General features: G+C 63.7%; 22 protein-coding genes and 1 pseudogene. 20 read left to right on the forward strand and 3 right to left on the reverse strand.

The genetic code is table 11. The annotated features are described in order from the left end of the window. Positions 1–364 precede the first annotated feature (364 nt). The 9 genes from LC066_RS19500 (at position 365) to LC066_RS19540 (ending at position 11,780) form a co-directional block, all read left to right on the forward strand. Entirely contained in the window at positions 365–1,396 is a 1,032-nt protein-coding gene (locus LC066_RS19500; RefSeq protein WP_224902677.1) for an IS110 family transposase, read from the forward strand. Between the two features lie 465 nt (positions 1,397–1,861). Then, complete coding sequence (locus LC066_RS19505; RefSeq protein ID WP_224902679.1) at positions 1,862–3,835, forward strand: ParB/RepB/Spo0J family partition protein; 1,974 nt, start codon at positions 1,862–1,864, stop codon at positions 3,833–3,835. 68 nt (positions 3,836–3,903) lie between these two features. After that, positions 3,904–4,497, forward strand: coding sequence for a regulator (locus tag LC066_RS19510; protein WP_224902682.1), 594 nt, complete (start codon positions 3,904–3,906; stop codon positions 4,495–4,497). Beyond that, entirely contained in the window at positions 4,497–5,153 is a 657-nt protein-coding gene (locus tag LC066_RS19515) for a DUF6927 domain-containing protein (RefSeq protein ID WP_224902685.1), read from the forward strand. Before LC066_RS19510 ends, LC066_RS19515 begins: the two co-directional genes overlap by 1 nt. A gap of 109 nt (positions 5,154–5,262) precedes the next feature. Beyond that, positions 5,263–9,519 (forward strand): strawberry notch-like NTP hydrolase domain-containing protein, encoded by a 4,257-nt coding sequence (locus LC066_RS19520; RefSeq protein ID WP_412103262.1) that lies wholly within the window; start codon positions 5,263–5,265, stop codon positions 9,517–9,519. A 208-nt stretch (positions 9,520–9,727) separates the two neighbouring features. Further along, entirely contained in the window at positions 9,728–10,006 is a 279-nt protein-coding gene (locus tag LC066_RS19525) for a hypothetical protein (RefSeq protein ID WP_224902689.1), read from the forward strand. Positions 10,007–10,124: 118 nt separating this feature from the next. After that, complete coding sequence (locus LC066_RS19530; protein WP_224902691.1) at positions 10,125–10,853, forward strand: DUF736 family protein; 729 nt, start codon at positions 10,125–10,127, stop codon at positions 10,851–10,853. Between the two features lie 149 nt (positions 10,854–11,002). Further along, positions 11,003–11,233, forward strand: coding sequence for a hypothetical protein (locus tag LC066_RS19535; protein ID WP_224902693.1), 231 nt, complete (start codon positions 11,003–11,005; stop codon positions 11,231–11,233). Between the two features lie 40 nt (positions 11,234–11,273). After that, complete coding sequence (locus LC066_RS19540) at positions 11,274–11,780, forward strand: JAB domain-containing protein (protein ID WP_224902695.1); 507 nt, start codon at positions 11,274–11,276, stop codon at positions 11,778–11,780. A 319-nt stretch (positions 11,781–12,099) separates the two neighbouring features. Here the strand turns inward: LC066_RS19540 and LC066_RS19545 are convergent, their stop codons facing one another. Together LC066_RS19545 and LC066_RS19550 are read right to left on the reverse strand one after the other, a co-directional pair. Further along, positions 12,100–12,288, reverse strand: a complete 189-nt coding sequence (locus LC066_RS19545) for a multicopper oxidase domain-containing protein (RefSeq protein ID WP_035746442.1) — start codon at positions 12,286–12,288, stop codon at positions 12,100–12,102. After that, positions 12,285–12,629, reverse strand: coding sequence for an ArsR/SmtB family transcription factor (locus tag LC066_RS19550; protein ID WP_054522777.1), 345 nt, complete (start codon positions 12,627–12,629; stop codon positions 12,285–12,287). Before LC066_RS19550 ends, LC066_RS19545 begins: the two co-directional genes overlap by 4 nt. Positions 12,630–12,685: 56 nt before the next feature. On the opposite strand from LC066_RS19550, the gene LC066_RS19555 reads away from it, so the two are divergent. The 5 genes and pseudogenes from LC066_RS19555 (at position 12,686) to LC066_RS19575 (ending at position 16,713) form a co-directional block, all read left to right on the forward strand. Further along, positions 12,686–13,540 carry a cation transporter gene (locus LC066_RS19555; RefSeq protein WP_036708216.1) on the forward strand — a complete coding sequence of 285 codons (855 nt, stop codon included), beginning with the start codon at positions 12,686–12,688 and terminating at the stop codon, positions 13,538–13,540. Continuing rightward, positions 13,537–14,037, forward strand: coding sequence for a signal peptidase II (lspA, locus tag LC066_RS19560; protein WP_100161074.1), 501 nt, complete (start codon positions 13,537–13,539; stop codon positions 14,035–14,037). Before LC066_RS19555 ends, lspA begins: the two co-directional genes overlap by 4 nt. Positions 14,038–14,080: 43 nt before the next feature. Continuing rightward, a pseudogene (locus LC066_RS19565) lies at positions 14,081–14,425 on the forward strand (heavy metal translocating P-type ATPase); the annotation flags it as partial. Positions 14,426–14,436: 11 nt separating this feature from the next. Continuing rightward, a complete protein-coding gene (locus tag LC066_RS19570; RefSeq protein WP_121634690.1) occupies positions 14,437–14,904 on the forward strand; it encodes a DUF411 domain-containing protein in 468 nt (155 codons plus the stop codon). An 879-nt stretch (positions 14,905–15,783) separates the two neighbouring features. After that, positions 15,784–16,713 carry a DUF2493 domain-containing protein gene (locus tag LC066_RS19575; RefSeq protein WP_100161072.1) on the forward strand — a complete coding sequence of 310 codons (930 nt, stop codon included), beginning with the start codon at positions 15,784–15,786 and terminating at the stop codon, positions 16,711–16,713. Positions 16,714–16,982: 269 nt separating this feature from the next. Here the strand turns inward: LC066_RS19575 and LC066_RS19580 are convergent, their stop codons facing one another. Continuing rightward, complete coding sequence (locus LC066_RS19580; RefSeq protein WP_224902697.1) at positions 16,983–17,282, reverse strand: hypothetical protein; 300 nt, start codon at positions 17,280–17,282, stop codon at positions 16,983–16,985. A gap of 1,014 nt (positions 17,283–18,296) precedes the next feature. On the opposite strand from LC066_RS19580, the gene LC066_RS19585 reads away from it, so the two are divergent. The 6 genes from LC066_RS19585 to LC066_RS19610 all read left to right on the forward strand — a co-directional run bounded on the left by LC066_RS19585 (position 18,297) and on the right by LC066_RS19610 (position 22,245). Then, positions 18,297–18,449, forward strand: coding sequence for a hypothetical protein (locus tag LC066_RS19585; RefSeq protein WP_172720886.1), 153 nt, complete (start codon positions 18,297–18,299; stop codon positions 18,447–18,449). Positions 18,450–18,880: 431 nt separating this feature from the next. Next, on the forward strand, positions 18,881–19,762 hold the full coding sequence (locus tag LC066_RS19590; RefSeq protein ID WP_100161070.1) for an ArdC family protein: 882 nt from the start codon (positions 18,881–18,883) through the stop codon (positions 19,760–19,762). A gap of 262 nt (positions 19,763–20,024) precedes the next feature. Beyond that, the gene (locus LC066_RS19595) at positions 20,025–20,186 is read left to right on the forward strand and encodes a hypothetical protein (RefSeq protein ID WP_224902699.1); all 162 of its coding nucleotides are present in this window, start codon (positions 20,025–20,027) and stop codon (positions 20,184–20,186) included. After that, complete coding sequence (locus LC066_RS19600; RefSeq protein WP_100161069.1) at positions 20,161–20,901, forward strand: ParA family protein; 741 nt, start codon at positions 20,161–20,163, stop codon at positions 20,899–20,901. Before LC066_RS19595 ends, LC066_RS19600 begins: the two co-directional genes overlap by 26 nt. Positions 20,902–20,904: 3 nt before the next feature. Next, positions 20,905–21,945 carry a ParB/RepB/Spo0J family partition protein gene (locus LC066_RS19605; protein ID WP_100161068.1) on the forward strand — a complete coding sequence of 347 codons (1,041 nt, stop codon included), beginning with the start codon at positions 20,905–20,907 and terminating at the stop codon, positions 21,943–21,945. 12 nt (positions 21,946–21,957) lie between these two features. Beyond that, a complete protein-coding gene (locus tag LC066_RS19610; RefSeq protein ID WP_100161067.1) occupies positions 21,958–22,245 on the forward strand; it encodes a hypothetical protein in 288 nt (95 codons plus the stop codon). Positions 22,246–22,350: the final 105 nt, after the last annotated feature.

Raw genomic sequence — 22,350 nt, forward strand, 5'->3', positions numbered from 1 at the left:
CGCAGGCTGGAGGCGGTCTGCCTAGGTAAGAATGTTGTTTCGGGAGATAGGCTCTGTGAATTGGTGAAGATCAGCGAAGCTGGACTTAGCTCTGGAAGGTGTGATGCGCAGCGCACCTGCGGCTTTCGCGTTGCCGCTTCGGAGGCAGAGCAGGGTGAGCAGGCCACGTGAGGATGGGACCCGCCGCGCCTATGGCCCCCGGGGAAAGAGAAAGATGCCGTAATGGGGCTTTCGGCGAATCCAACACGTTTCGCTTGTTTGTCAGCATGATGTGGAGTGCCGTTGCCCTTGATGTGCCTGCAGCGCGCTAACGAGGTCGTATGTATCCATGCGCCTCATTTCCTGAGAACAGAAGGGCAACTAGATGAATGTATGTATTGGATTGGACGTATCTCTGGCAAGCACGGCGATTTGTGTGCTGGGGCCGCAGGGTAGAGTTGTCGACGAATTGCAGGCTCCCAGTGAGCCTGAGGTCTTGGTGCGCGTGATCGGTTCACTGCCTTATAAGATTGAGGCAATTGGACTGGAAGCCGGACCGTTATCCCAATGGTTGAGCAAGGGGATGGAAGAGGCCGGGTTTGACGTTGTTCTGATGGAAACGCGGTTGGTGAAGGCCGCCTTGAAAGCCATGCCGATAAAAACGGACCGGCGCGATGCTCAGGGTATCGCGCGCTTGCTTCAAATGGGGTGGTACAGGCCCGTGCATCGCAAATCTGTGTCTTCCCAGGAAATCCGTGCGTTATTGACGGCGCGCAAGTCAGTTCAGCAGGTCATCATCAACCTTGAGCTTTCCATGCGGGGTGTTCTGAGAAACTTCGGCCTGAAGCTAGGGCACGTCACGCGGAGCAGGTACGAGACTCGGGTGAGGGAACTTGTCGCGCAGAATAATATCCTGTCCGCGTCGACGGAGGCCCTTCTGCGCGGGCGTGCGCAGTTGAGAGCTGAGTTGGCGGAATTGGACGCAAAAATCGCTGATTTGGCCAAACAGGAAGACGCTTGTCGTCTGATGATGACGATGCCGGGTGTCGGTCCGATTGTAGCTCTGACAGTAAGATCCGCGATCGATGATCCGGCTCGCTTTGCGCGGTCGAAGGATGTTGGTCCGTGGGTTGGATTGACGCCGAGGCGTACGCAATCCGGAGAGATGGATATCGTTGGGCAGATCACTCGAGCTGGCGACCGAGGTCTTCGAACCGCCTTGTATCAAGCGGCGATGATCCTGATGCACCGTGGGTCACCAAACTGGCTACAGGCCTGGGCACTCAGAGTGGCGCATAGGCGTGGATCGAAACGAGCCTTGATCGCACTCGCTCGTCGTATTGGCGTTGTTTTGCACCGGATGTGGCAAGACGGCACACCGTTCCGCTATGCGCAAACTTTCGGAACACCCGCCTGAGCAAAGCAATTTCAGAACTTGGTTGGATGGAGGAACGCACTGCACCTGACGACAGGTACGACGAGGTCCCTTGCCGGGACGAGGTTCCTGGAGATGCCGTAGGCCCACAAGTTATCAACGAACGTTGAATACGCGGGAAAGATGGGCGCCCAGGACCAGATTTGGACCAGGCATAGAGTGGCAGCCATGCGCTGACTACGGACGGAAGAGCGAAGCCCGGACAGGGGGTACCCTTAAGTTCTGACGTGCGGTTGCAGTGAAAAAGAAAAAGTAAGCTTTTGAATTTGTGTCTCAAACCCGGTGAAGAGTGAGTTCTTCGCCGGAGTTTTAGACCTGCCCGATACTATTGACAGAGGCCCGCCCCATTACGGAAGTGGGCCTTTTGTCCTTTTGGTTCCCGGATCCGGGGATCGGTCAGGCCGCCCGGGATGTCCGGGTGGCGCAGAACCCAGAGAAGGACATCTCATGACACAAGCCCTCCAGCCCGTTTCCGTCGCCATCGGCGATCTCGCAGCCCATCCCGCGAATGTGCGGGCACAGTCCCCTGAGGCGTACGCCTCCGACAATATTGCGCATCTAAAGGCCAGCATCGCGGTGCTGGGCCTGCTCCAGCCGCTGCTCGTCCAGAAGGTTGACGGCAAGTTCGGCGTCCTCGCAGGCGGCCGGCGCCATGCGGCCCTCATGGAGCTGGTCGCGGACAAGGCGGCCAAGGGGGTCACCAATGGCACCAAGATCGACTGCCGCCTGGTCCCGGAGGATTGCGACGTGACCACCGCGCTGTCGCTCGCCGAGAACATCACCCAGGCGCCGATGAATGCCATCGACGAGTTCGAGGCCTTCGCGCGGATGATGGAGGTCGACGGCCAGACGCCAGAGACCATCGCGAAGACCTTCGGCACCACGGTCGCAGCAGTCAAAGGCCGGCTGCGCTATGGGCTCATCCATCCGGAGATCCGCGCGGCGGCACGTGCAAAGGCGATCACGCTCGACGTGATGAAAGCCTTCGCGGATCACCCGAGCCAGGAAGTCCAGAAGGAGGTTTTCGAGGCGCTCACCAAGGAGGGCAACTATCTCCAAGCCTATACGGTCCGGAACGCGCTGAAGTCCCGCGGCGTGCAGGTCAGTGACGACATCGGGGCCTTCGTTCGCAAGGACTACGAGGCGCGTGGCGGTGCCATCGCGGCGGACCTCCTGGACGAGCATTCCGTGCTCGAGGATTCTGCGCTGGTGGAGACCATTCTCCTCGAAAAGCTCACCGCCGCGGCCGAAGAGGCGCGAGCGGAGTTGGGCTTCGCTTGGGCCGATGCGGTCATCCAGTACGATTACGCCACCATGGCCGAATTCGGCCGGGTCTATCCGGGGCCGATCGAGCCCGATGAAAGCGGCCAGCAACGCGTCGACGAGATCACCGCCGAGCTCGAGAAACTCGAGCGCGAGATGGAGAACGAAGACCTCGCGGACGAGGCTTACAATGCGCTCTACGAACGCGTGGATTTGCTTGAGGTCGAGGCACGGGATCTGCAGGAGGCCTACCGCGCCGAGGATCTTGCGCGCGCCGGTGTGATCGCCACCTGGGCGCAGGGTAGGATCTCCCTGCATGTCGGGATGGTGCGTCCCGAAGACCAGCCGGAGAGGTCCGGAAAGGCGCCCGGCAGGTCTGCGGATGAGGGCGCGACGGACAGCGACGAGATCATCTACCCCGCGTCGCTGACCGAAGATCTTAAGACCGAGCGGGCGATGGCGCTCGGCGCCGCCATGACGATGCACCCGGAGGCCACGCTCGACCTGACGCTCTTCAAACTGGTCACCGATGTGCTGGACCACGGCATGGGCGTCACCCAAGCGATCAAGGTCGATGCGCGTCAGGAGTACCGCACTCACGCCAAGATGGACGAGATCGATGGCACCTCGATCGAACAGGTGACTGCCGCGCATGACGCGCTCGATCTCTCCTGGGCGGATGATGTGAAGTCCCCCGCCGATCAATTCGCCCAGTTCCGAGCTCTCGATGCGCATGAGAAGGCCAAGCTCGTGGCGTACGCAACGGCGGCAACCACGCAGTCCTGTTTGGCCCGGGACCGGCAGCGCGACAGCCTGATGCATGACTTCGAGATCGAGGTGATGCCGGACATCCGGGCGCACTGGACGCCGAACGCGGCGCTTTTCAACCGCTTCAAGAAGGCATGGCTCCTCAAAATCCTCGGCGAGGAGCTGGGGCTCGCGCAGGAGGTGGTGACCCTGGCGTCCTCGACCAAGAAGGAAGTCGTCGCCTTCTGCGACAAGCTCTTCGCCGAGCCCTTCGCCACGCTCACCGATGCGCAGCGGGCGGCGGTCGCGGCCTGGTGCCCGCCGATGATGCAAACCTCGGGCACCGAACCTTTCGAAGCCCTTGGCGCCGAGCCGACCGAAGGCGAAACCGAGGTCGCCGAAGCAGCCTAATCGAGCAGCCGACCCGCACCGGATCGCCGGTGCGGGTCGCACCTCTCTCAAACTCATAGGAAATTCCCATGGCACTTCTCAGCTTTTCCGCCGCGGACGTCGCGGCCCAGATCGCGCATGCGCGCGGCTGCTCCACCTTCCTGCCGAACTGGAATGGCCCGGTCGGCAACCCCGCCCTGATCCTGATCGTCGGCAATGGTGTCCATCTACGCTCGAACGGGATTGATGGCTCCACCACGCGGATCGTCACGAAGGAACGCGCCGACCCCTCCTATGCTTTCGCCGCAGGCATCAACCCGTTTCGGGACACCGATTGGATGGCGGCCCGGCAAGCGGCGTTTCGTGATCTGACGGGCCAGCTCTACACCGACATTCTCGACGACGTGCAGATGCTTATTGATCGCGGACACGACACCATTCGGTTGGCGACCGATGGCCACACGATCCGGGTTTTTGCCCGCCGTGCGGCCGACTACCTGATCGGCGGCACCTACGATGTCCCCTCTGGTCTCGGCGGCAGGTTCCGGGTCATCCTCATGGACGCCACCGATACCCAGGCACTCGTGCAGAACCGCGGCAACTGCGAGGATTTCGACGAGATGCTGCCCTACTGGGTGCCGCTCGACGCGCTGATCGAGGTCGACGACCGGAGGGTGGCATAATGGGCTGGCTCTTCTACACCGACCGCCGCGTGAGGACCTACGCGGACGAGAAGGCGGAGATCGCCCGGCTCTGTAGCTTTGAGACCGAAACCCGCAAGACAGTCCTGCTCAAGGCCTGCAAGGTGGGCTCGACCTGGTATGCCGCGGCCAAGATAACGACACTTGATGGCGCGCCGGTTGAGGATGCGACCTACTTGCCCGATGCCGACGGGTCGATCACCTTCGGGGCCGTCTTCCTGACGCGGTACGACGATGGCTGCTGGGGCTACAAGGACATGGAGGAGGCTTCCGGCCCGGTGGAGTCGCGGGCGCCCGTCAGCCTTCTGGCCCTGCTCTCCGAGTTGAAGGATCCCGACAGCTATGCCCATGCTTGGCGCCAGCGCTGCCGGGACTGGGCGGCAATCCCGGACTACGACGAGGGGGACCGGATACGGCTTGCAGCGCCGGTCACGCTGACCGACGGCAGCACCTGCCAGATCGTGACCGCCGCCTATTACCGGCGTGGAGGGCAAAAACGCCGGTGCTACCGCATCGAGGAAACCGGCGGTCTCGTGCGTCTGTCGAAGGCCTCTCTGGTGGGATCGGAACGTCTCAGCTCTGCCAGAAGTGAGGGGAGTCCGGTCCTAGAGGAGTTGTTTTCCGGGCGGGGCTCCTGACAACCGCCAACATCACCTGTCCAACATTGAGCCGCCTCCCCACTGCCGAAAGTGGAAAGGCGGCTTTTTGTCCTGTCAGACCCGTAACCTGACTGGAAGGACAGATCCCATGGTCCATCGTAGGCTGAACACCGAACCCGTTATCCCATCACATGCTCGGCTCAGGGAGGTCCTGCCTCTGATCGGCAGCGCGCTCGCCGAAGGACCGCTCAGGAGCTCGTCTCTGGCACGGCTCATGCGCGAGACCTTCGGCGGCAGCGATGCCGGTGGCGCCTGGTCCTGGCGCATGGCTTATGACGCGATGCAGGCCGCTGCGGTCCTGCAGGTGGTACAGAGGACTGGCCAAGACGCGTTGACCTCTGCCGAACTGCTGGCCTCGCGGGTCCTGACCGAGACGCGGCGCTCTGAGCAGCAGATCCGCCTGCAGCAATTCAGCACCCCGTTGCCCTATGCCGCGCTGGTCGCACGCGCTGCGGCCATACGTTCTGGTGAGACCTTCCTCGAACCCTCGGCCGGCACCGGTGCGCTGGCCGGTTTTGTCCTGCGCGCGGGCGGCAAGCCGATGCTTAACGAGATCGATCCCTTCCGCCGCGCCCTGCTCGAGGCCGTGTTTGCGGTCGAGGTGACCGGTCATGACGCGGAGCATATCGACGACCTTCTGGCCACGCCTGATCTTCCGGGCGTCATGGTGATGAACCCGCCCTTCGCCTCCTCGGTCGATCGGTCGCGCGACCGGCATGTCGCGGCAAAGCATCTGATCGGCGCCGCCAAGCGGCTCGCCCCTGGCGGCAGGCTCGTGGCGATCATGCCGACGGGATTTTCGCCGGAGCGGGATGCGGCTCATTGGGCGCGGGCCTCTGCCATCGCAAAGCCGCGTCTCGCTCTCACGATCCCGGGTCATGTCTACCGCAAACTCGGCACCACCGTTGAGACCCAGCTCATGGTTTTCGACAAGGTGGAGGAGGAGGTCGCGTTCGTTCGCGCGGTTGCGGCCGATCTGGAGGCGGCGCGGCACATCGTCGATGATATCGCCGCGACCCGATCTGACGCTCCGATGCAGTCGCGTGCACAGGTCGGGGCCTTGCCGCGTCAGGGCACTACTCCCGCCGCGCGCACTCAACGGGTTGTCGCAAGCTCTACCTGCAAACCCAAAGCCCCGACAGCCGTCCCGCTGGCCTTTACCCCACTCGACACCCCCCGCGAAAACACCCCGGTTTCGGACATCTATGCCCGCTATCGTCCTCAGCGGATCGAGATTGCCGGCGCGCAGGAGCATCCCACGCCGCTGGTCGAGAGTATCGCAATGGCGTCGGTGGCCCCGCCGGCGCCTTCGAGCGATGCCGCTGCTGATCTGCGGCTGCCCGGGCGCCTGATCGAGGGGGGCCATCTCTCCGAGGCTCAGCTCGAGACCATCGTCATGGCGAACGACGCGCACGAACGCGACCTGCCGGGCCGGTTCACGATTGACGAGGACCAGACCCGGATGACACGTGCCGACGATGACAGGCAAGCCCGGGCCTATCGCCTCGGATATTTCCTTGGCGACGGGACGGGTTGCGGCAAGGGCCGGGAGTGCGCCGGGCTCATCCTAGTCAACTGGCTCGCGGGACGGCGCAAGGCGGTCTGGATCTCCAAATCCGCCACGCTCATCGAGGATGCGATCCGCGATTGGATCGATCTCGGCGGCTCGCCCGCTGATATCCAGCCGCTCTCGAAATGGAAGCCGGACCAGCCGATCTCCATGGGCGACGGGATCCTCTTCGTCACCTATGCGACGCTGCGCTCGGCGGGCAAATGTGGGACGACGCGCCTCGGCCAGATCCTCGACTGGATGGGCGAGGGGTTCGACGGCGTGCTGGCCTTCGACGAGGCACATGCCATGCAGAACGCCGCCGGGTCTGAGGCGGGCAGGGGCGTCAAACCCTCCCAGCAGGGTCTCGCCGGGCTGCGCTTGCAGATGGCAGTGCCCCGGGCACGGGTCTTCTACGTCTCGGCGACCGGGGCCACGAGCGTGCACAATCTGGCCTATGCCTCCCGCCTCGGTCTCTGGGGACAGGGACCGGACTATCCCTTCCCGAGCCGCGAGAGCTTTGTCTCCGCGATGGAGGCCGGCGGGGTGGCGGCGATGGAGGTGGTGGCGCGCGACCTCAAGACGCTCGGTTTTTACACGGCGCGGGCGCTCAGCTTCGACGGCGTGGAATATGACGTGCTCGAACACGCGCTCACGCCCTCCCAGATCGAGATCTACGACGCCTATGCCGGTGCCTTCCGGACGATCCATCACAATCTCGAGGCGGCGCTGACCGCGACCGGCGTCAACGACGCCTCCGGTCAGACGAACGCCACTGCGGCGAAGTCTGCTGCGAAATCACGGTTCGAGAGCACCAAGCAGCGCTTCTTCAACCACCTGCTCCTCGGGATGAAGGCACCCACCATCATTCGCGCCATCGGCGAGGATCTGGCGGAGGGATATGCCTGTGTTATCCAGGTGGTCTCCACCGGCGAGAGCCTCCTGAAACGGCGTCTGGAGGCGATGGACCCCGAGGATGAGTTGACGCAAGGCGCGCTGACTCCGCGTGACTATGTCCTGAGCTACCTCGAACAGGCTTTCCCGATCCACGCCCAGAAACTCGTCGAGATTGACGGCAACATGGTGGCAGAGCCGCTTCGCGACGCGGATGGCGCTCTGGTCGTCTCGCGCGAGGCCGAAGCCCTGCGCGATGCGGCGATGATGGAGTTGATGGCCCTGGCACCGATCCCCTCGGCGCTCGATCAGATCCTCTGGGCCTTCGGAGACGAGGCGGTGGCCGAGGTGACGGGACGCTCGGTCCGGCCGCTGAAATCCCGCGACGGCGCGCTCTTCATCGAGAAGCGGTCCGCCAGCAGCAATTCCTCGGAAACCCGGGCCTTCATGGAGGGCGAGAAGGATGTCCTTATCTTCTCGGACGCCGGTGGCACGGGCCGGTCTTATCATGCGGCGAGATCGGCGAAGAACCAGAAGCGGCGGCGGCACTACCTGCTGGAGCCCGGCTGGCGGGCCGATGCTGCGATTCAGGGGCTCGGACGCACGCATCGCTCGGCCCAGGTCAGCGCACCTTTCTTCCGGGTCTGCACATCGGATGTCCACGGCGAGAAGCGCTTCACCTCGACGATCGCCCGGCGGCTCGACCAATTGGGGGCGCTCACCAAGGGGCAGCGCGAGACTGGCTCGCAGGGTATGTTCCGCGAGGAGGACAATCTCGAAAGCCCGATCGCACGGGCCGCCCTGCGCGGCTATTACGCCGACCTGGCCGCCGGCCGTGCCGGGGCGATGAGCTACGAGCGGTTCGCGGACTGGACCGCGCTTCGGCTGATTGATCAGGACGGCGTGCTGCTGGAGGAGTTGCCGCCCATCCAGCGCTTCCTGAACCGGGTGCTGGCGCTGCCGATCCATATGCAGAACGCGCTCTTCGCCGAGTTCATGACCCGGATTGCCGATCAAACCGAACGGGCGCGGGCCGCGGGTACGCTCGACCTCGGGGTCGAGACTCTGCGCGGTGAGAGGATCAAACAGGTCTCCGCAGAAGACCTCTGGACCTGTCCACGGTCCGGGGCGGTGACGCGGATCATCGGGCTAGAGGTGACGGACCCCGTCCATGTCCTCCCGGGGGATGACGCGGTGGACCGAAACCACGACAAGCTGCCAATGATCAATCGCGCCTCGGGGCGCGCGGGGCTGATCTCGTCGCGGCCCATGCAGATCTATGACGAGGAGATCGTCACGCTGATGCGCAAGGTCACGCGGCCGACTGGATCGACCTATGTCGAGGAGTGCAAGTTCCAGGCCTCGGCCTGGGAAGAGATCGCGCGTCCCGAGTTCCTGCGTCTCTGGGACGTGGAGGCCGATAGTCTGCCGAAAACCACCACGACGAAGCTCTATCTCCTCACCGGGCTCCTGCTGCCGATCTGGAAGGACATCCCCTCGGGCAACGAGCGCATCTACCGGGTCACGCCGGAAGGGCAGGGCAGCATGATCGGCCGGACCGTCAGTGAAGATGGCGCCGCCGCGCTGCGTGCCCGGTTCATGGTGGGCACACCGAAGACCCCGCAGGAGATGCTGACGGCGGCGCTCGGCTCCACCTCGCCGGTCGACCTGGGCCGGGGCCTCACGCTCACCCGCCGCCGGGTCGCGGGCGCGGCCCGTCTCGAGATCGACGGCGCGGACCGGGGTGCGATCGACGGGCTGAAAGCTCTGGGCTGTTTTACCGAGATTATCGCCTACCAGCTCCGGATCTTCGTGCCGCACGGGGAGGGTGTGGAGACCGCCGCGATCCTCGGCCGGATCGTGGGGGCGGGCTCGCCGAGGGTGGCAGATCGCGCCGCCTAAGCGGTTGAGCGGTGCCGGTCAATCGAACGTGGACGGCGGCTTCATCGCCCGCGCGCCGCGACGGGTTTTTGTCCCGGGCGCCTCGCCCCGGCCTGGAGGCGAGGCGTCGTCACATCACTGATGCCGGGCCAGCGTTGCGGGCATGATGCCGACATAGCGGGCTGAGCGCGCCGCGTTGCCGCGGTCAAAACTGGAACTGGAGATCAAAATGAACATCATGCAGATCAAGGCCGCCGTGGATGCCGGTAAATCCGTCCACTGGGCCAACGAAGGCTACCGGGTGCACCGCGATATCCTCGGCCAATACCTCATCACCTTTGTGCCGAACGGCAGCGCAATCGGTCTGACCGACCGAAGTGGCCATCGTCTGAACGGGGCCGAGGCCGACTTCTTCATATCGGTGTCGACGCGTGGCGCAGACGGGGAGCAGGGAAGGGAGGTGCGAGGGGCGACGTCGGAGGGCCATCCTGACGCCGGGACGGGCTGATGGGCAGGAGAGAAAGGAAAGGAGGCTTTGGGTTTTTGCGATCCCATGAGGGGTCGGAAAAGCAATCCCGCGCGCTCAGACAGGAAGCCGGGCAGCGGTAAACCCAAGGAGAAGACCCATGTTCGCAGGAACCCTGACGAAAACCGCCGACACCGCAACCGCAGCCTTTACCGGCATGATCCACTCCACCCGGTTCGACATCGCGATCCAGCTTGAGGCCCGGACCAAGATGTCCGAGCGGAGCCCGGATTTCGACGTTACGGCCGTCAACAAGTCCGGGCGCAAGGTGCGCATCGGCACGGCCTGGAACGAGACCGGCAATACCACCGGCAATCATTATGTCTCGATGCAGATCGATGTCGGCCTCGGCCCGTTCCGCGTCAATGCGGTGCAGAGCAAGGAGGCGCGGGAGGCGCAGAATGACGACTACGAGATCATCCCGCTGGTCTCGAACGGCGCCATGAAATCCGGCTCGATCTCGGGCGAGCTGACGGCGATGGATGCGGACAACGCCTTCGCCGGTTACGTCGCCAACATGATGTTCGATCTCGACTTCATGCTCATCGAGAACGCGTTCAAGACCGAGGCGACCCATCCCGACTACCGCATCGAGGTGAGCTCGCCGAAGGGCCACCCGATCCGGGTCGGATCTGCCTGGATGGCGAAGAGCAACCGCACCGGGAACGACTACGTCTCGCTCCTCATCAACACGCCGGATGGCGATCTGCGGGTGAACGCGGTGCAGAATGAAGAGCAACGCGGGGGCCAGACCTTCTCGATCATCCCGTTCGTCGAGAGCGCTGGCCAGGAGCGGTCGGACAACACGGCTCTCGCCTTGGTGAGCTGACGCACAGCATTACCGCAGCGAAAGGGCGTCCCGAGCAATCGAGGCGCCTGTCACCCGTGCCTCCTGTCCCCAAGAGGCACGCCCCGTGAGGGGAGCCGCAGTAGCGCGGCTCCCCTCTTTTCGTTTCTCCCCATCAAAGGAATGGACACATGTTCAATCTCTCCCATCCCAAGCTGGTCACGCTCGCCGAGGCCGAAGGCTACGCCGAGGTCGCGAACTTTCTGGAAGACCATACGCTCGGCAGCGTCGTGCCCGCGATCTGCGTGGCGTCCGATTGCGATCACACCGCCGATCTCGAACCAGATCAGCGCGCCGGCTTCTGCGAGGCCTGCGGCCGCGCTTCCATGAAATCCGGCCTCGTCTTCGCCGGGCTGATCTGAACGCCGCCCGCCGCGCTCCTCTCAAACCATTGGAAACGATATGACACGACATGATCCCATCGACATCAGCGATCCGCCCGCGCCGGGTTTCTCCGAGGCCGAAATCGAGACCATCGACGCCGCGCGCGTTATCCTGCGCAGGCATGTTCGGGCCACGGCCGTGCTGCAATCCTGGACGATGCTGACCGACTACCTGGCTCTGAACGCCGTCCGCGAACGGGTCGAGGTGTTCCGGGTGCTGCTGTTGGACCGGAAGAACAAGCTGATCCGTGACAAGATCATGTCACGGGGCAGCATCGATCACGTCCCGGTCTATGTCAGCGAGGTCCTACGTTCGGCTCTCGTGCTTGATGCCTCTGCTCTCATCCTCTGTCACAATCACCCCTCCGGCGATCCGCAGCCAAGCCAGGCCGATATCGACATGACACGGAAGATCGTTGACGCCTGCAGGGTGATGAGCATCACCGTCCACGATCACCTCATCGTCGGCTTCGGGCGGGAGCAGGCTGTGTTCAGCATGCGCGCGGCGGGGATGTTGGACGATTAGGGTCGCGGGCGTTTCAGGACGTGGTTGGCGGGTTGCACGAGGGAGCGGAAGCTCGATTTCGCGCCGAGATTGTCTCGTTAGCGCCGAAGCCGCCGTTCAGGTAGCCTACGGCGAAGGCCGGGTCCGAGCCCTTTTTGACGAATGCTGCCGAGCGACTGGACGGCCGCTTCGGCGGACCCGCAGCTTAGCGAGGTGTTCTCCGTTCGGGTCTAGACATACTCCGTAATGCGTTTCAACAAGGCGACACCGGCACCTGATAGAACGCCGCAAGAAGACGTAAGCTCTTGACGACGCCCGGTGTCGAGCGGGTGGGGTCCTGTTATGTGACCGTAAACTGCCCCATCATGCCCGCATCCTCGTGTTCGAGGATGTGGCAGTGATACATGAATGGTGTCTCTTCCGAAGCCAGCTTGTCGAACCTCAGCAGGATTCCGGTCGGACCCTGCACACGGACAACATCTTTCCAACCGATCTGCGCCGAGTCGACCGGCCGTCCGTTCTGACTCACGCCTCACGATAATTGTCACACGCCTCAACACCCTTTGCGACCACGTCGAGAAGTGCGTCCACATCGTTCAGAAGGACCGTGATGCGCGGGTTGCTGATACGGTAACGGATGAAGCGCCCTTCGCGGTCGCTGGCGACAAGCCCGCAGTCCAGCAGGCACCTCAGATGGTTGGAGACGTTGGGTTGCGATAGTTCGGTCCGCTCGACGAGCTCGTGAACGGCCAATGGCTCGTTGCAAAGTGCACCGAGGATGGCCAGGCGGCTCGGGTCCGCGAAGCCGCGGAACAGCTTCGCCCGTCGCTCGATGGTTGCGCTCTTGCGGTCATCGACCAATTGCGCCATATCACTCCTCGCTGATATGTTGTTCTTCGATTCATCCTAGCAGGAATAGCGCGACCATGGCCAACACCGAAAATGCCGGATCGACGGCAGATGTCCCGCCCGTCCGTTACCGGGTTTCCGGTATGGATTGCGCCAAGGATGCCGCGCAGATCGAGCGGGCGGCACAGGCAGCCGGGGTCGCGCCCGGCGATGTGAAAGTGTCGGCCGCGACGCACATCATGACACTGACTGCACCCGAAGTGCGCCTGCCGGACATCGAAAAGGCAGTCGCGGTGACAGGCTATGGCTTCGACCGGATCGAGGGCGATGAAGACATTCCGCCGAATCCCGCCCATCAGGACCCGGCCTACCGCCGTGCCCTCTGGATCGTCGTGATCCTGAACGTGGGATACGGGGTCCTCGAAATGATCGGCGGTTTCATTTCCGGATCGCAGGCCGTGAAGGCCGATGCGCTCGATTTCATCGGCGACGGCGCGATCACCTTCCTTGGCCTGCTGGCCATCGGCTGGAGCCTCGCCTGGCGGGCACGGTCGGCCTTGATCCAAGGCATCTTCCTCGGCCTGCTCGGCCTTGGCGTCCTCGGCACGACCATCGTGCGAGTCTTCGAACGGACGACGCCGGATGCAGGTCTAATGGGCCTGCTTGGCATGATCGCCCTTGTCGTCAACGTCATCTCCGTTCTGCCGCTGCTGCGGTTCCGCAAGGGCGACGCGAACATGCGGGCCGTCTGGCTATTCTCGCGCAACGACGCCATCGGCAATGCGGCGGTTGTCGTTGCCGCCGGTCTCGTGGCGTGGCTGGGCAGCGCCTGGCCGGACCTCATCGTCGCCTTCGGCATCGCCGGACTGTTCCTGCACTCGTCTTGGGCAATCATCCGCGATGCGCGGGCCGATCTGAAGGCAGCGGCATGAACAGCCGCGTTCTGGGCGGGCTCTGCGCGATCGCGGCGTTCGGCCTCGATCAGGGTACCAAGGCGCTTGCGCTGAACACACCGGCGCTTGAGCGCGGCGTCGAGGTTCTACCCTTTCTCAATCTCGTGCGGGTTCTGAACGATGGAGTCAGCTTCGGTATGCTGGGCGGGATCGTGCCTTGGTGGGGTCTCATCGCGCTTGCTGGCGTGATCGTGGCATGGCTGCTGATCTGGTTGTGGCGCGCGCCGGACAGGCTGACGGCTGCCGCTCTCGGTCTGATCATCGGCGGCGCGCTCGGCAATGTCCTCGACCGGCTGCGTTATCAGGCCGTCCCGGATTTTCTGGATTTCCATTACCGAACATACCACTGGCCGTCCTTCAATCTTGCGGATGTGGCGATTTTCTGCGGTGCGGCCCTGCTGTTCTGGGACAGCTTCCGCTCGGCGCAGAACAAGCCCGAACGTAACCACCGAGAAGAAAACGTTACGGGGAAATAATCGATGTCCAGCATTCCATCCGCAAAGGGCATCGACAGCACGCTTGGGCTCGGGCACCGACGTGGCGCTCGAGACGGCCGACGCGGCGATCCTGCGCAACCGTGTGACCGATGTGCCGGGCAAGATCCGCCTCTCCCGTGCGACCATTTCGAACATCCGCCAGAACATCGCGATTGCGCTCGGCCTCAAGGCGATATTCCTCGTGACTACCGTGCTCGGGATCACCGGCCTTTGGATCGCAATCCTCGCGGATACCGGTGCCACCTTGCTGGTGACGATGAACGCCCTGCGGCTGCTGTTCTTCCGTCCTACCGGCACGCCTGAACCTGCGGGTCACGTCGATCTGACCGCTGAGACACGCCCCGATCGCGCCGCCGCAAAGACCTGAAAGGAACCCTGATGACCCTCACCCGCCGCGCCGTGATGGCCTCCGCCGCTTGCTTCGCCGCGACGGCACCGACCGCCGGACTGTCTCAAAGCTCTCCCGCGATCCACGTTCTGAAAGACCCGAACTGTGGCTGCTGCACAGCTTGGATCGAGATCCTCAAAGAGAACGGATTTAAGGTCACCACCGAGCGCAGCTTCGGCACCCTCCTGATCCGGCACAAGCTCGAGAACGGCATCCCCCAGAACATGACCTCCTGCCACACCGGCGAAATCGAGGGCTACATGATCGAAGGACACGTGCCGACGGCCGACATTCGACGGCTGCTATCCGAGCGCCCCGATGCCGTCGGTCTCGCCGTGCCTGGGATGCCTTACGGATCACCGGGCATGGGGCCAGAGGATGAGCGGGAAGCCTACGACGTGTTCCTGATCCTCGGAGATGGCAGGACGGAAATCTTCTCCAGCTACGAGGCTGCCTGACGGCGCCGATCTCAGGATCGCTGTGGGGCCACTGCACAAACCTCACACCGCGCAGTCGCAGCGAAAGTCAGGAAAGTCCGCACTAACGACGCTCGCGCCTCCCGCAGCGAACGTCCGCTGCGGCGTGGTAATCTGGTCAGACGCAGTGCTTATGAAGTTTAGGACAGAGCAATGTAAAACCGTCCCGATGGCCCTCCGTTATTTCAGGCCACTTCGGTGTCATGGAACATACCCTTCCTCTTTGTTTGCGTCTTGGTTCACTTGGCTCGCTTGGACAACCGAAATCAGCTCGGGACAGAATACGAGCGGCGGTCATCGCTCCGAATGTGGTGCCAGATGCCTGACGGCCTCCCCTGCTCGGCTTCGCGTGTCGCAGGGGAGATATCGGCCCTTGGCCGATCGCGCATTCGGCCATGCGGCCTCACCGCGGCGTCGCACCCGGCATCCCGGTTTGCCCGCCTCGCGAGCACGTCGCGCCCCGGCCGCTCCGCCGGATTGCGCTCCAGTCTGTTTTGGCCAGAGGCCAAAACCATCCCTCCGCTTCATCCGTCTCCCGCGTCCGGTCGCGGCGTTTGCCTGCTCGTGTCGGGCAAACCTACCGTCAAACACACACACATGAGCGCGGAAGCATATCCTCCGGATGGCCCCCAAATCAGCCCGCCTCAAGGATCGCAAAACTTTTCGGCAAGGGCGGTGCGCGCGGAGGTGTCAGCCCAGTGATCGACGGCGCGCCCGTGGTTGGCGGCGCGCCCGGAAAACTTTTGCGCCCGGCAAGCCGGCGGCTTCGCCGTCCCTGACCCGGACAGATTCGGTGAACCAGACGTACGGCCATGCCCCCACACTCACGTGGTGGCTCCACAACCATCTGGAGATAGCGACATGGCTTACGACAACGCAACCGCCTACGAGACCATCGAACTCTTCGGGCTGACGGAGAAGGGCGCCGTCCTGCCGATCCCCGAAGACGACATCCTGAGGGACAGCATCACCCGCGAGACCTTCGAGGCGCTGCTCGGGCAGCTGCGCGGCACCGGGCTCGAGGGCGAGATCGAACCGCTCGCGCATGGGTTCGCCACGATCCTGCAGCGTCGCAAGGTCGCCCTCGGCAAGGAGCTTGACCGCACCGCCGACAAGATCGGAGCACTCGCAAAATCGCACGACGGATCGGAGATTGCGGAGACTGCGCTGGAAGAGGCCCAGGTCCGCTTCCTGCAGCTGAGGGAAATCGTCGGAGCCGTCGAGACGATGGCCGAGGCGGCGGCGGAATGCTACGAGGTCGAGACCGGCCATGCCTTCATCCCGGCCGCAGGCTCGCGGGCGAGCGTCCGGGCGCAGGAGACCGGGGCGGTCTTCGAGGCACAGCAGCTCCTGGAACAGCATGATCGCGAAACGGCTACGAAGTCGAAGGTCGAGGGGGTGCCCCTGATCGTCTCGGGTGCCACCGACTGGACTGATATCGACGTCATCTTCAACACGCTCGACAAGGTTCGGGAGCGCATCCGGCAGAACCGCAATCAGGAGATCTTCCTCTGCCACAAGGGCGGCAAGCATGGTGCCGAGATGATCGCGGCACGGTGGGCGCGGGCGCGCGGCGTCGCGCAGGCGCGCTTCGATCCGCGCTGGTCCGCACATGGACGGGCGGCGCCGTTCAAATGCAACGATGAGATGCTCGACGACAAGTTCGCCGCGACGGGTGTTGTGCTCTTCGGCGGCAACGGGGTGGCGCTGAACCTCGGGCAGAAGGCCGAGGCGAAGGGTTTGACCGTGATGCGGGTCGCCGATCCTGCGAAGAAGGCATCGGATGAATGACCGAGAGAGGGTCGCCTTCGGGCGGCCCTTCCTTCCGGCCCTTTCGCGTTGCCTGCCAGCCGTTGGAAGAGATGGGCTGAGGATGATTTTCCCTGACCGGCGAGAGGGCGTTCCGGCTCGGCTTCGGTGGGGTCATTTCGTTTGAGGCGGCCCTTTGGTGTCCTGCCGCGTCAGGGCCCGAGGCCCTGTCCCGGCAGGACTGGCGCTGTCCGCGCGGGAGCCGCTGCCGCGGCGAAATGGCCCCGGGAGGGGCCATTCCAATCCGTGAGCTAATGGCTCGTGGGCATCGGAACGATCAGCACATCCTCATCCGGGCACATCTGGCTGTGATATTGGATCATGGCATCGGCCGAGCGGAAATGTTTGTGCTCACCGGACGACGTCGTGAACACCGGCTCTTCCGTCTCGTCGGGGAAGACGCCCATGACGACCCAGACGGTTTTGCCGTTCGCAGGGTCCTTATGGGGTTCGTAGCGCAGGCGGCCCCCGCGTTTGATGAACTGGCGCACCCTGTTGCCGAGTAGCAGGGCGCGCTTCGGTTGTCGGACAGCCTCGCTCGATTTGTCCATTTATACCTCCTTCTTGGTTCGTCTGTGTCGTGCCACAGGTTGGGTGCCCGGCGGCGCAACGGGTCGTGGCGGCTCGCCGCTCGGGAAGAAGCGGTTGGCTGAGAACGTCATGCTGGCTCTCGGTCAGGAGCCCATGACGCCGGTCTTCGCGGCCTCACTGAGGCAGTCGCGAAAAGCGGTCATCCTGGGCATTCACCACCAATAACCAAGCCCGGAATTGCTACTTTGAAACAGTCTGAGGTTGAACCTCGCTGTTCCATCGTTGCGCGGAAAGACGCCAATCAACGTCAGGGCAAGCCACTGAAAGTCGATATGTTTTTGAATGTGTCTCAGCTCTGGAAAAGGCTGAAGATCAGCTTCTGCGCGTATTCCTCGTTTGGAGGGCGCGCTGCGACTGCAATTCAGCTCTAAATCTCCGCCGGGTCGATGTGCGACGGATGGATGGGGGCGAGCGGTTTTCCAGCCTGGAACGGAGCGACTTTGGGAGCGGAGTTTCAGGCCGGAGCAGGCCCCGAACGAGACCCCAAGTATCGAGAGAGGGGCCTGTGGGAAACCGCGGCGGGACGTTGGGTCTGGGCGAATCCCGCGCAGGCGCGGGACCGCGTGCCAAGGTTCCGGCCGGCGGTGCCGACCTCCACCCCGAGCCGGACACCCCCGCGCTCCCTTCGGCCAAGAGCACTGCGGTCAGTCTCTCCGAGCCAGCCCTCAGCACGGTCGAATGGTCGTTCTGAGGCCTCCGTCTCGGCCAAAGGTCTGGCCCACATTTCGCGGTCGGTTCGGGGTCGCAAGGCCACGCAGGAAGGAACGCGCAGGTTCGGGCATCCGTCAGTGTGCGAAAGCACCTTCGCGGTGTGGCGATTTGATTGGGAGAGCGTGCGCCGGCCCCGTCCCGGTGCAAGGGCAGGCCCTTCTTCACTGCGCTGCGCTTCGTTGCGACCGCAGGCGGTGCACCCGTCCGCTCTGGGCCGTCGCGGTGATCTCCCGAAATCATCCATCACCGAAAGGAGCACCACAATGAACAAGATCATCGCCCGTTTGCGCTCAATCCTGCGAAGCCTCACCACCAAAGCGAACCTCAAGATCTCGGTTGCGCTCAGCGTCCCCGGTTTCCTCAAGGTCGAGGTCAGCTACTCCCGCAACCTGGATCGGCCTCCGGAGGAGGGCTGATGGCGGCCGCCGGCCTCGGCTAGCTGAACTTCCCGTAAAGATCAGAAGAGACCCGCGCAGTTTGCGCGGGTCACATGTGTTCAGAGGTCAGGACAGGGGATCGACGGGCTTGCGCCCGCTCACCCCCGCCCTGGCAGTTTTCTTTGGTCTGGTCCGCCCAACAGACCTGCCCCGGAAAGTCAAAAGACAAGCGCCGCGCAGGCGCGTCGTCTCCGACGAGGACCGTGTCCTCGGCCTCCGGCCTGCGGGCCGCACCATCCTCGTCTCCGATCCTTTGACTGTCCGGTTCAGGCCCGTGGGTCGGGCTTCGCCCTCTCCCACTCTGTTCCGCCGAAAACATGCGTTTTCGGTCGGATCAGGTGGCCGAGGCGCAGCCCATCGGCGGAAGGAGGGCACCAAGCCTCCCCGTCCCACCAGTCAGGAGGCCACAAATGGCTAAATCGGATTTCGACATCTACCAGCACGTCACCAACCAGATCATCGAGGCGATGGAGGCGGGCGTTTCGCCGTGGCGCAAGCCGTGGACCGGCGGCGAGCAGGGCGGCACATTCCCGCTGCGGGCAAATGGCGAACCCTATCGGGGGATCAATGTGCTGATGCTCTGGCTTGCCGCCCATGCCAACGGGTTTGCTTCGGCGCATTGGTTCACCTTCAAGCAGGCCAAGGACCTTGGCGCGCATGTGCGCAAGGGGCAGAAGTCCTCGACGGTGGTGAAATACGGGACCGTCGAGCGTGAGAATAATGACGGCGAGGCGGTCGCGATCCCCTATGCGCGCGCCTATCGCGTCTTCAACGCGGACCAGATTGAAGGCTTGCCCGAGCAGTTCTACACCCGTCCGGAGGTGCAGGAGGATCTTGGCACCCGTCCCCTGCCGGAAGTTGATGCTTTCTTCCAAGCGGTCGGGGCGAATGTCACGCATGGCGGTGTAAGGGCGTGCTATATCCCGGCGGAGGATCGGATCCAGATGCCGCCCGTGTCCGCGTTCATCTCGGCGCAGCACTACACGGCAACGCTCTGCCACGAGGTCACGCATTGGACAGGGCATCGGTCGCGGCTGGATCGCTTCAAGGTCGGTAGCACCAAGGCCGACTATGCCCGCGAAGAGCTGATTGCCGAAATTGGCAGCTGCTTCCTTGGCGCGCGCATCGGCGTCGAGCCGACCATCGATGAAGCCGCATCTTACCTCGATAGCTGGCTCGGGGTGCTGAAAGAGGACAAGCGGGCAATCTTCAAGGCCGCGAGCGCCGCGCAGAAGGCCGCAGACTTTGTTCTGGAGGCCGCCGCCGTCGGCGGGGCTTTACGCGCCGCCTGAGCAGATCGGCAAGACTTCGCAAGGGGCCCGCATTCGCGGGCCCCACCTGTTTGAAGTCCATACACATGTATGACTCTATGGACGCCACTACAGGCACGCGGCCTGGCCCCAGGAAAAATTTGCCGCGCCGAGACAGACGTCTCGCCGCGGCGACCCAGGGCCGAGGTCAGTCGCCCTGCATCAGGGTGCCGCGCATATGTCAGCCGAAATCCGACTGCGTTTTGCGGAGAGATCGATGCGCAATCCAACACGCATGTTTTCCATGAATATGCCCGTTGACGTGCATCGCGCCCTGAAGCGCGAGGCCTTCGAGCGGGAAACGACGATGGGCGAGATCGTCCTAGAGGCGCTTGAGCTTTGGGGCTTGCGCCAGAAGACTGACGAGGAAGGAGCAGACCGTGAAGACGATCGTCATCGCGAATAACAAAGGCGGCGTCGGCAAAACGACCGTAGCGAGCCAGATTGCCTTTTACCTTGGTCGCGCAGGCTATTCGGTGATCGCCGTTGATCTGGACGGGCAACGCAACCTCACCAGCGCCCTGGGCGGCACGCGGGTCGTCGGAAACGCATTACAGATGCTGGAGGGTGGCGAAGCACCGAGTTTTTCCGTCGACCCCGGCGAGGTCGTCCTGATCGAAGGGGACCGCGACGTGCCTGTCAGCTCGGACGATGCGGTGCTGCAAAGCACCGTTGCGGCGCTGGACGGCTTGGACGGCGCGGACTTCTGCATCGTGGATACGCCGCCGACATTCTCGGCGCTGGTCTACGGCGCGCTTCTGACGGCGGATTTCATGTTGTCGCCCATCGAGTTGAAACGGTTCTCGCTGGATGGCGTCGAGGGCGTTCTGAAAGCCTTCGTGCAGGTGCAGGAGATCAACGAGGGCATCCAGTTCCTGGGCCTGCTGCCGTCGCGCTTCGACGCCGTAAAGAAGAGCGAGCGCGAGACGCTGCTGGCCGTTGCGGAGTCTTATTCCAACCTTCTGGTGCCGCACGCCATCCGGAACCGGGTCGGGTACGAAGCGGCAGAAGCGGAAGGGATCCCGGTGTTCGAGGTGCCGACCGCCAGCGGCAAGGAGGCCGCCGCCGAGTTCGGCGCCTTCTTTGACTGGTTCATCGAGGCTATCGAGAAGGAGGATTGAGCCATGGCCGAGAAGAAATTTGGCAGCACGATGCAGACGCTCGACCGTCTCAAGAAGAGCGGCGATCTCGCGGCCCTGACGCGGAAGAACAAACCGGCGCAGGCCGGGCAGCGTGACATCCCGCTCGACGCCATCGTACCTGACCCTGAGCAGCCCCGTCGGCATTTCGACAAGGATCAGCTGGCCTCGCTGGCGGAGAGCATCCGGACCCAGGGGGTGCTTCAGGCGATCACGGTGCAGCCGGCCGACGCCGCCGGGAAGCACGTGTTGATCATGGGTGAGCGGCGTTTTCAGGCTGCGAAGCTGGCCGGGCTGACCAGGATCCCCGCCGTTGTTCGCGAGATGACGGACGCGCTGCGCATGGCGCAGCTGACCGAGAACGTGCAGCGGGCCGACCTGACGACTTTGGAGGTCGCGGAGGCCGTTGCCGCGATGCGGGCAGCGGGCCAGTCGCGCAGCGCGATTGCCGAGGCGCTTGGCTGGAACGAAGGTGAGGTGTCGCGCTTCGCCGCCTTGGCCAAGATGCCGGATGCGTTGCGAGATGTAGCCGCCCGGAACGCTCCGATCCGCGCCCTGTCGGACTTGAACACGCTCTGGAAGAAGGACGAAGCCGCCGTTCGGCAGTTTCTCAGTGAAACCGAGGCGGGGGATATTTCTCGCGTGACCGTCGAGCGTCTGCGGGGAGAGATCGAAGCCAAACAGGCCGCGCACGACATGAGTGCGACCGCACCGCCTGAACCCTTCGGACCTCAAGTGGAAGCCCCGAGAGGTACCTCTGATGCGAGCGCCGAGAGGAGGGACGCGGAAGGGCAGGGAAGCGAGCCAGGTGAAGCGACTGCGGCAGCTTCTCAGACCGCGCCCCGGCCTCGCGACGTTAGCGCCTCGCCCGCCCTTTTGGTCCGTCACGCGGGACAGGTTGGCAGGGCCTTGCTCGATCAGCCTGCCTCGAACACCAAGTCTGTCCTGATCCGTTTCGAGGGGGAGGGGCGGCTGGCGGAGGTGCCGCTGGCCGAGGTCGAGTTAGTGGAACTGCTCCGGAACTGAGGAGGAAAAGAGATGGTGAAGATCGCGCTTTGGAACGCAATGCTGCTGATCCGCACGCCGGTTCAGGCGGCTCTCACGGTGCTGATGGTGCTGCACTTGGTCGCCGCGCTGGCCGGGGCCGTGATGATCTTTACCGGCTACGGCGTTGCTGCCGCCGATCAGATCCCGTTCGTCTATCGAGTCATCGCGCCGGTTTTGATGGCCGGCGTGTTCGTCGTCCTGAGCGCTTTGTCGTTCTATCTCGACAGCCTCGTCTTCCGTGTCACCCCGCGCAATCGACTGCTCTTCCTCTGGGGCTAGCCCTCGGAACGCGGGCCTGACGGATCGAAACGCACCGCCTCCGGACGGTGCGTTTTTCTTTGCGACCAGCGTCGGATCACGGTCTTTCGATGTGGTCTGGGACCG

The organism is Pseudooceanicola marinus (genome assembly GCF_020177265.1).
Taxonomy (GTDB): domain Bacteria; phylum Pseudomonadota; class Alphaproteobacteria; order Rhodobacterales; family Rhodobacteraceae; genus Pseudooceanicola; species Pseudooceanicola marinus_A.

Coding starts and splice junctions, on each gene's coding strand:
- LC066_RS19500 (WP_224902677.1), top strand. CDS start 365: ATGAATGTATGTATTGGATTGGACGTATCTCTGGCAAGCACGGCGATT.
- LC066_RS19505 (WP_224902679.1), top strand. CDS start 1,862: ATGACACAAGCCCTCCAGCCCGTTTCCGTCGCCATCGGCGATCTCGCA.
- LC066_RS19510 (WP_224902682.1), top strand. CDS start 3,904: ATGGCACTTCTCAGCTTTTCCGCCGCGGACGTCGCGGCCCAGATCGCG.
- LC066_RS19515 (WP_224902685.1), top strand. CDS start 4,497: ATGGGCTGGCTCTTCTACACCGACCGCCGCGTGAGGACCTACGCGGAC.
- LC066_RS19520 (WP_412103262.1), top strand. CDS start 5,263: ATGGTCCATCGTAGGCTGAACACCGAACCCGTTATCCCATCACATGCT.
- LC066_RS19525 (WP_224902689.1), top strand. CDS start 9,728: ATGAACATCATGCAGATCAAGGCCGCCGTGGATGCCGGTAAATCCGTC.
- LC066_RS19530 (WP_224902691.1), top strand. CDS start 10,125: ATGTTCGCAGGAACCCTGACGAAAACCGCCGACACCGCAACCGCAGCC.
- LC066_RS19535 (WP_224902693.1), top strand. CDS start 11,003: ATGTTCAATCTCTCCCATCCCAAGCTGGTCACGCTCGCCGAGGCCGAA.
- LC066_RS19540 (WP_224902695.1), top strand. CDS start 11,274: ATGACACGACATGATCCCATCGACATCAGCGATCCGCCCGCGCCGGGT.
- LC066_RS19550 (WP_054522777.1), bottom strand. CDS start 12,629: ATGGCGCAATTGGTCGATGACCGCAAGAGCGCAACCATCGAGCGACGG.
- LC066_RS19555 (WP_036708216.1), top strand. CDS start 12,686: ATGGCCAACACCGAAAATGCCGGATCGACGGCAGATGTCCCGCCCGTC.
- lspA (WP_100161074.1), top strand. CDS start 13,537: ATGAACAGCCGCGTTCTGGGCGGGCTCTGCGCGATCGCGGCGTTCGGC.
- LC066_RS19570 (WP_121634690.1), top strand. CDS start 14,437: ATGACCCTCACCCGCCGCGCCGTGATGGCCTCCGCCGCTTGCTTCGCC.
- LC066_RS19575 (WP_100161072.1), top strand. CDS start 15,784: ATGGCTTACGACAACGCAACCGCCTACGAGACCATCGAACTCTTCGGG.
- LC066_RS19580 (WP_224902697.1), bottom strand. CDS start 17,282: ATGGACAAATCGAGCGAGGCTGTCCGACAACCGAAGCGCGCCCTGCTA.
- LC066_RS19585 (WP_172720886.1), top strand. CDS start 18,297: ATGAACAAGATCATCGCCCGTTTGCGCTCAATCCTGCGAAGCCTCACC.
- LC066_RS19590 (WP_100161070.1), top strand. CDS start 18,881: ATGGCTAAATCGGATTTCGACATCTACCAGCACGTCACCAACCAGATC.
- LC066_RS19595 (WP_224902699.1), top strand. CDS start 20,025: ATGAATATGCCCGTTGACGTGCATCGCGCCCTGAAGCGCGAGGCCTTC.
- LC066_RS19605 (WP_100161068.1), top strand. CDS start 20,905: ATGGCCGAGAAGAAATTTGGCAGCACGATGCAGACGCTCGACCGTCTC.
- LC066_RS19610 (WP_100161067.1), top strand. CDS start 21,958: ATGGTGAAGATCGCGCTTTGGAACGCAATGCTGCTGATCCGCACGCCG.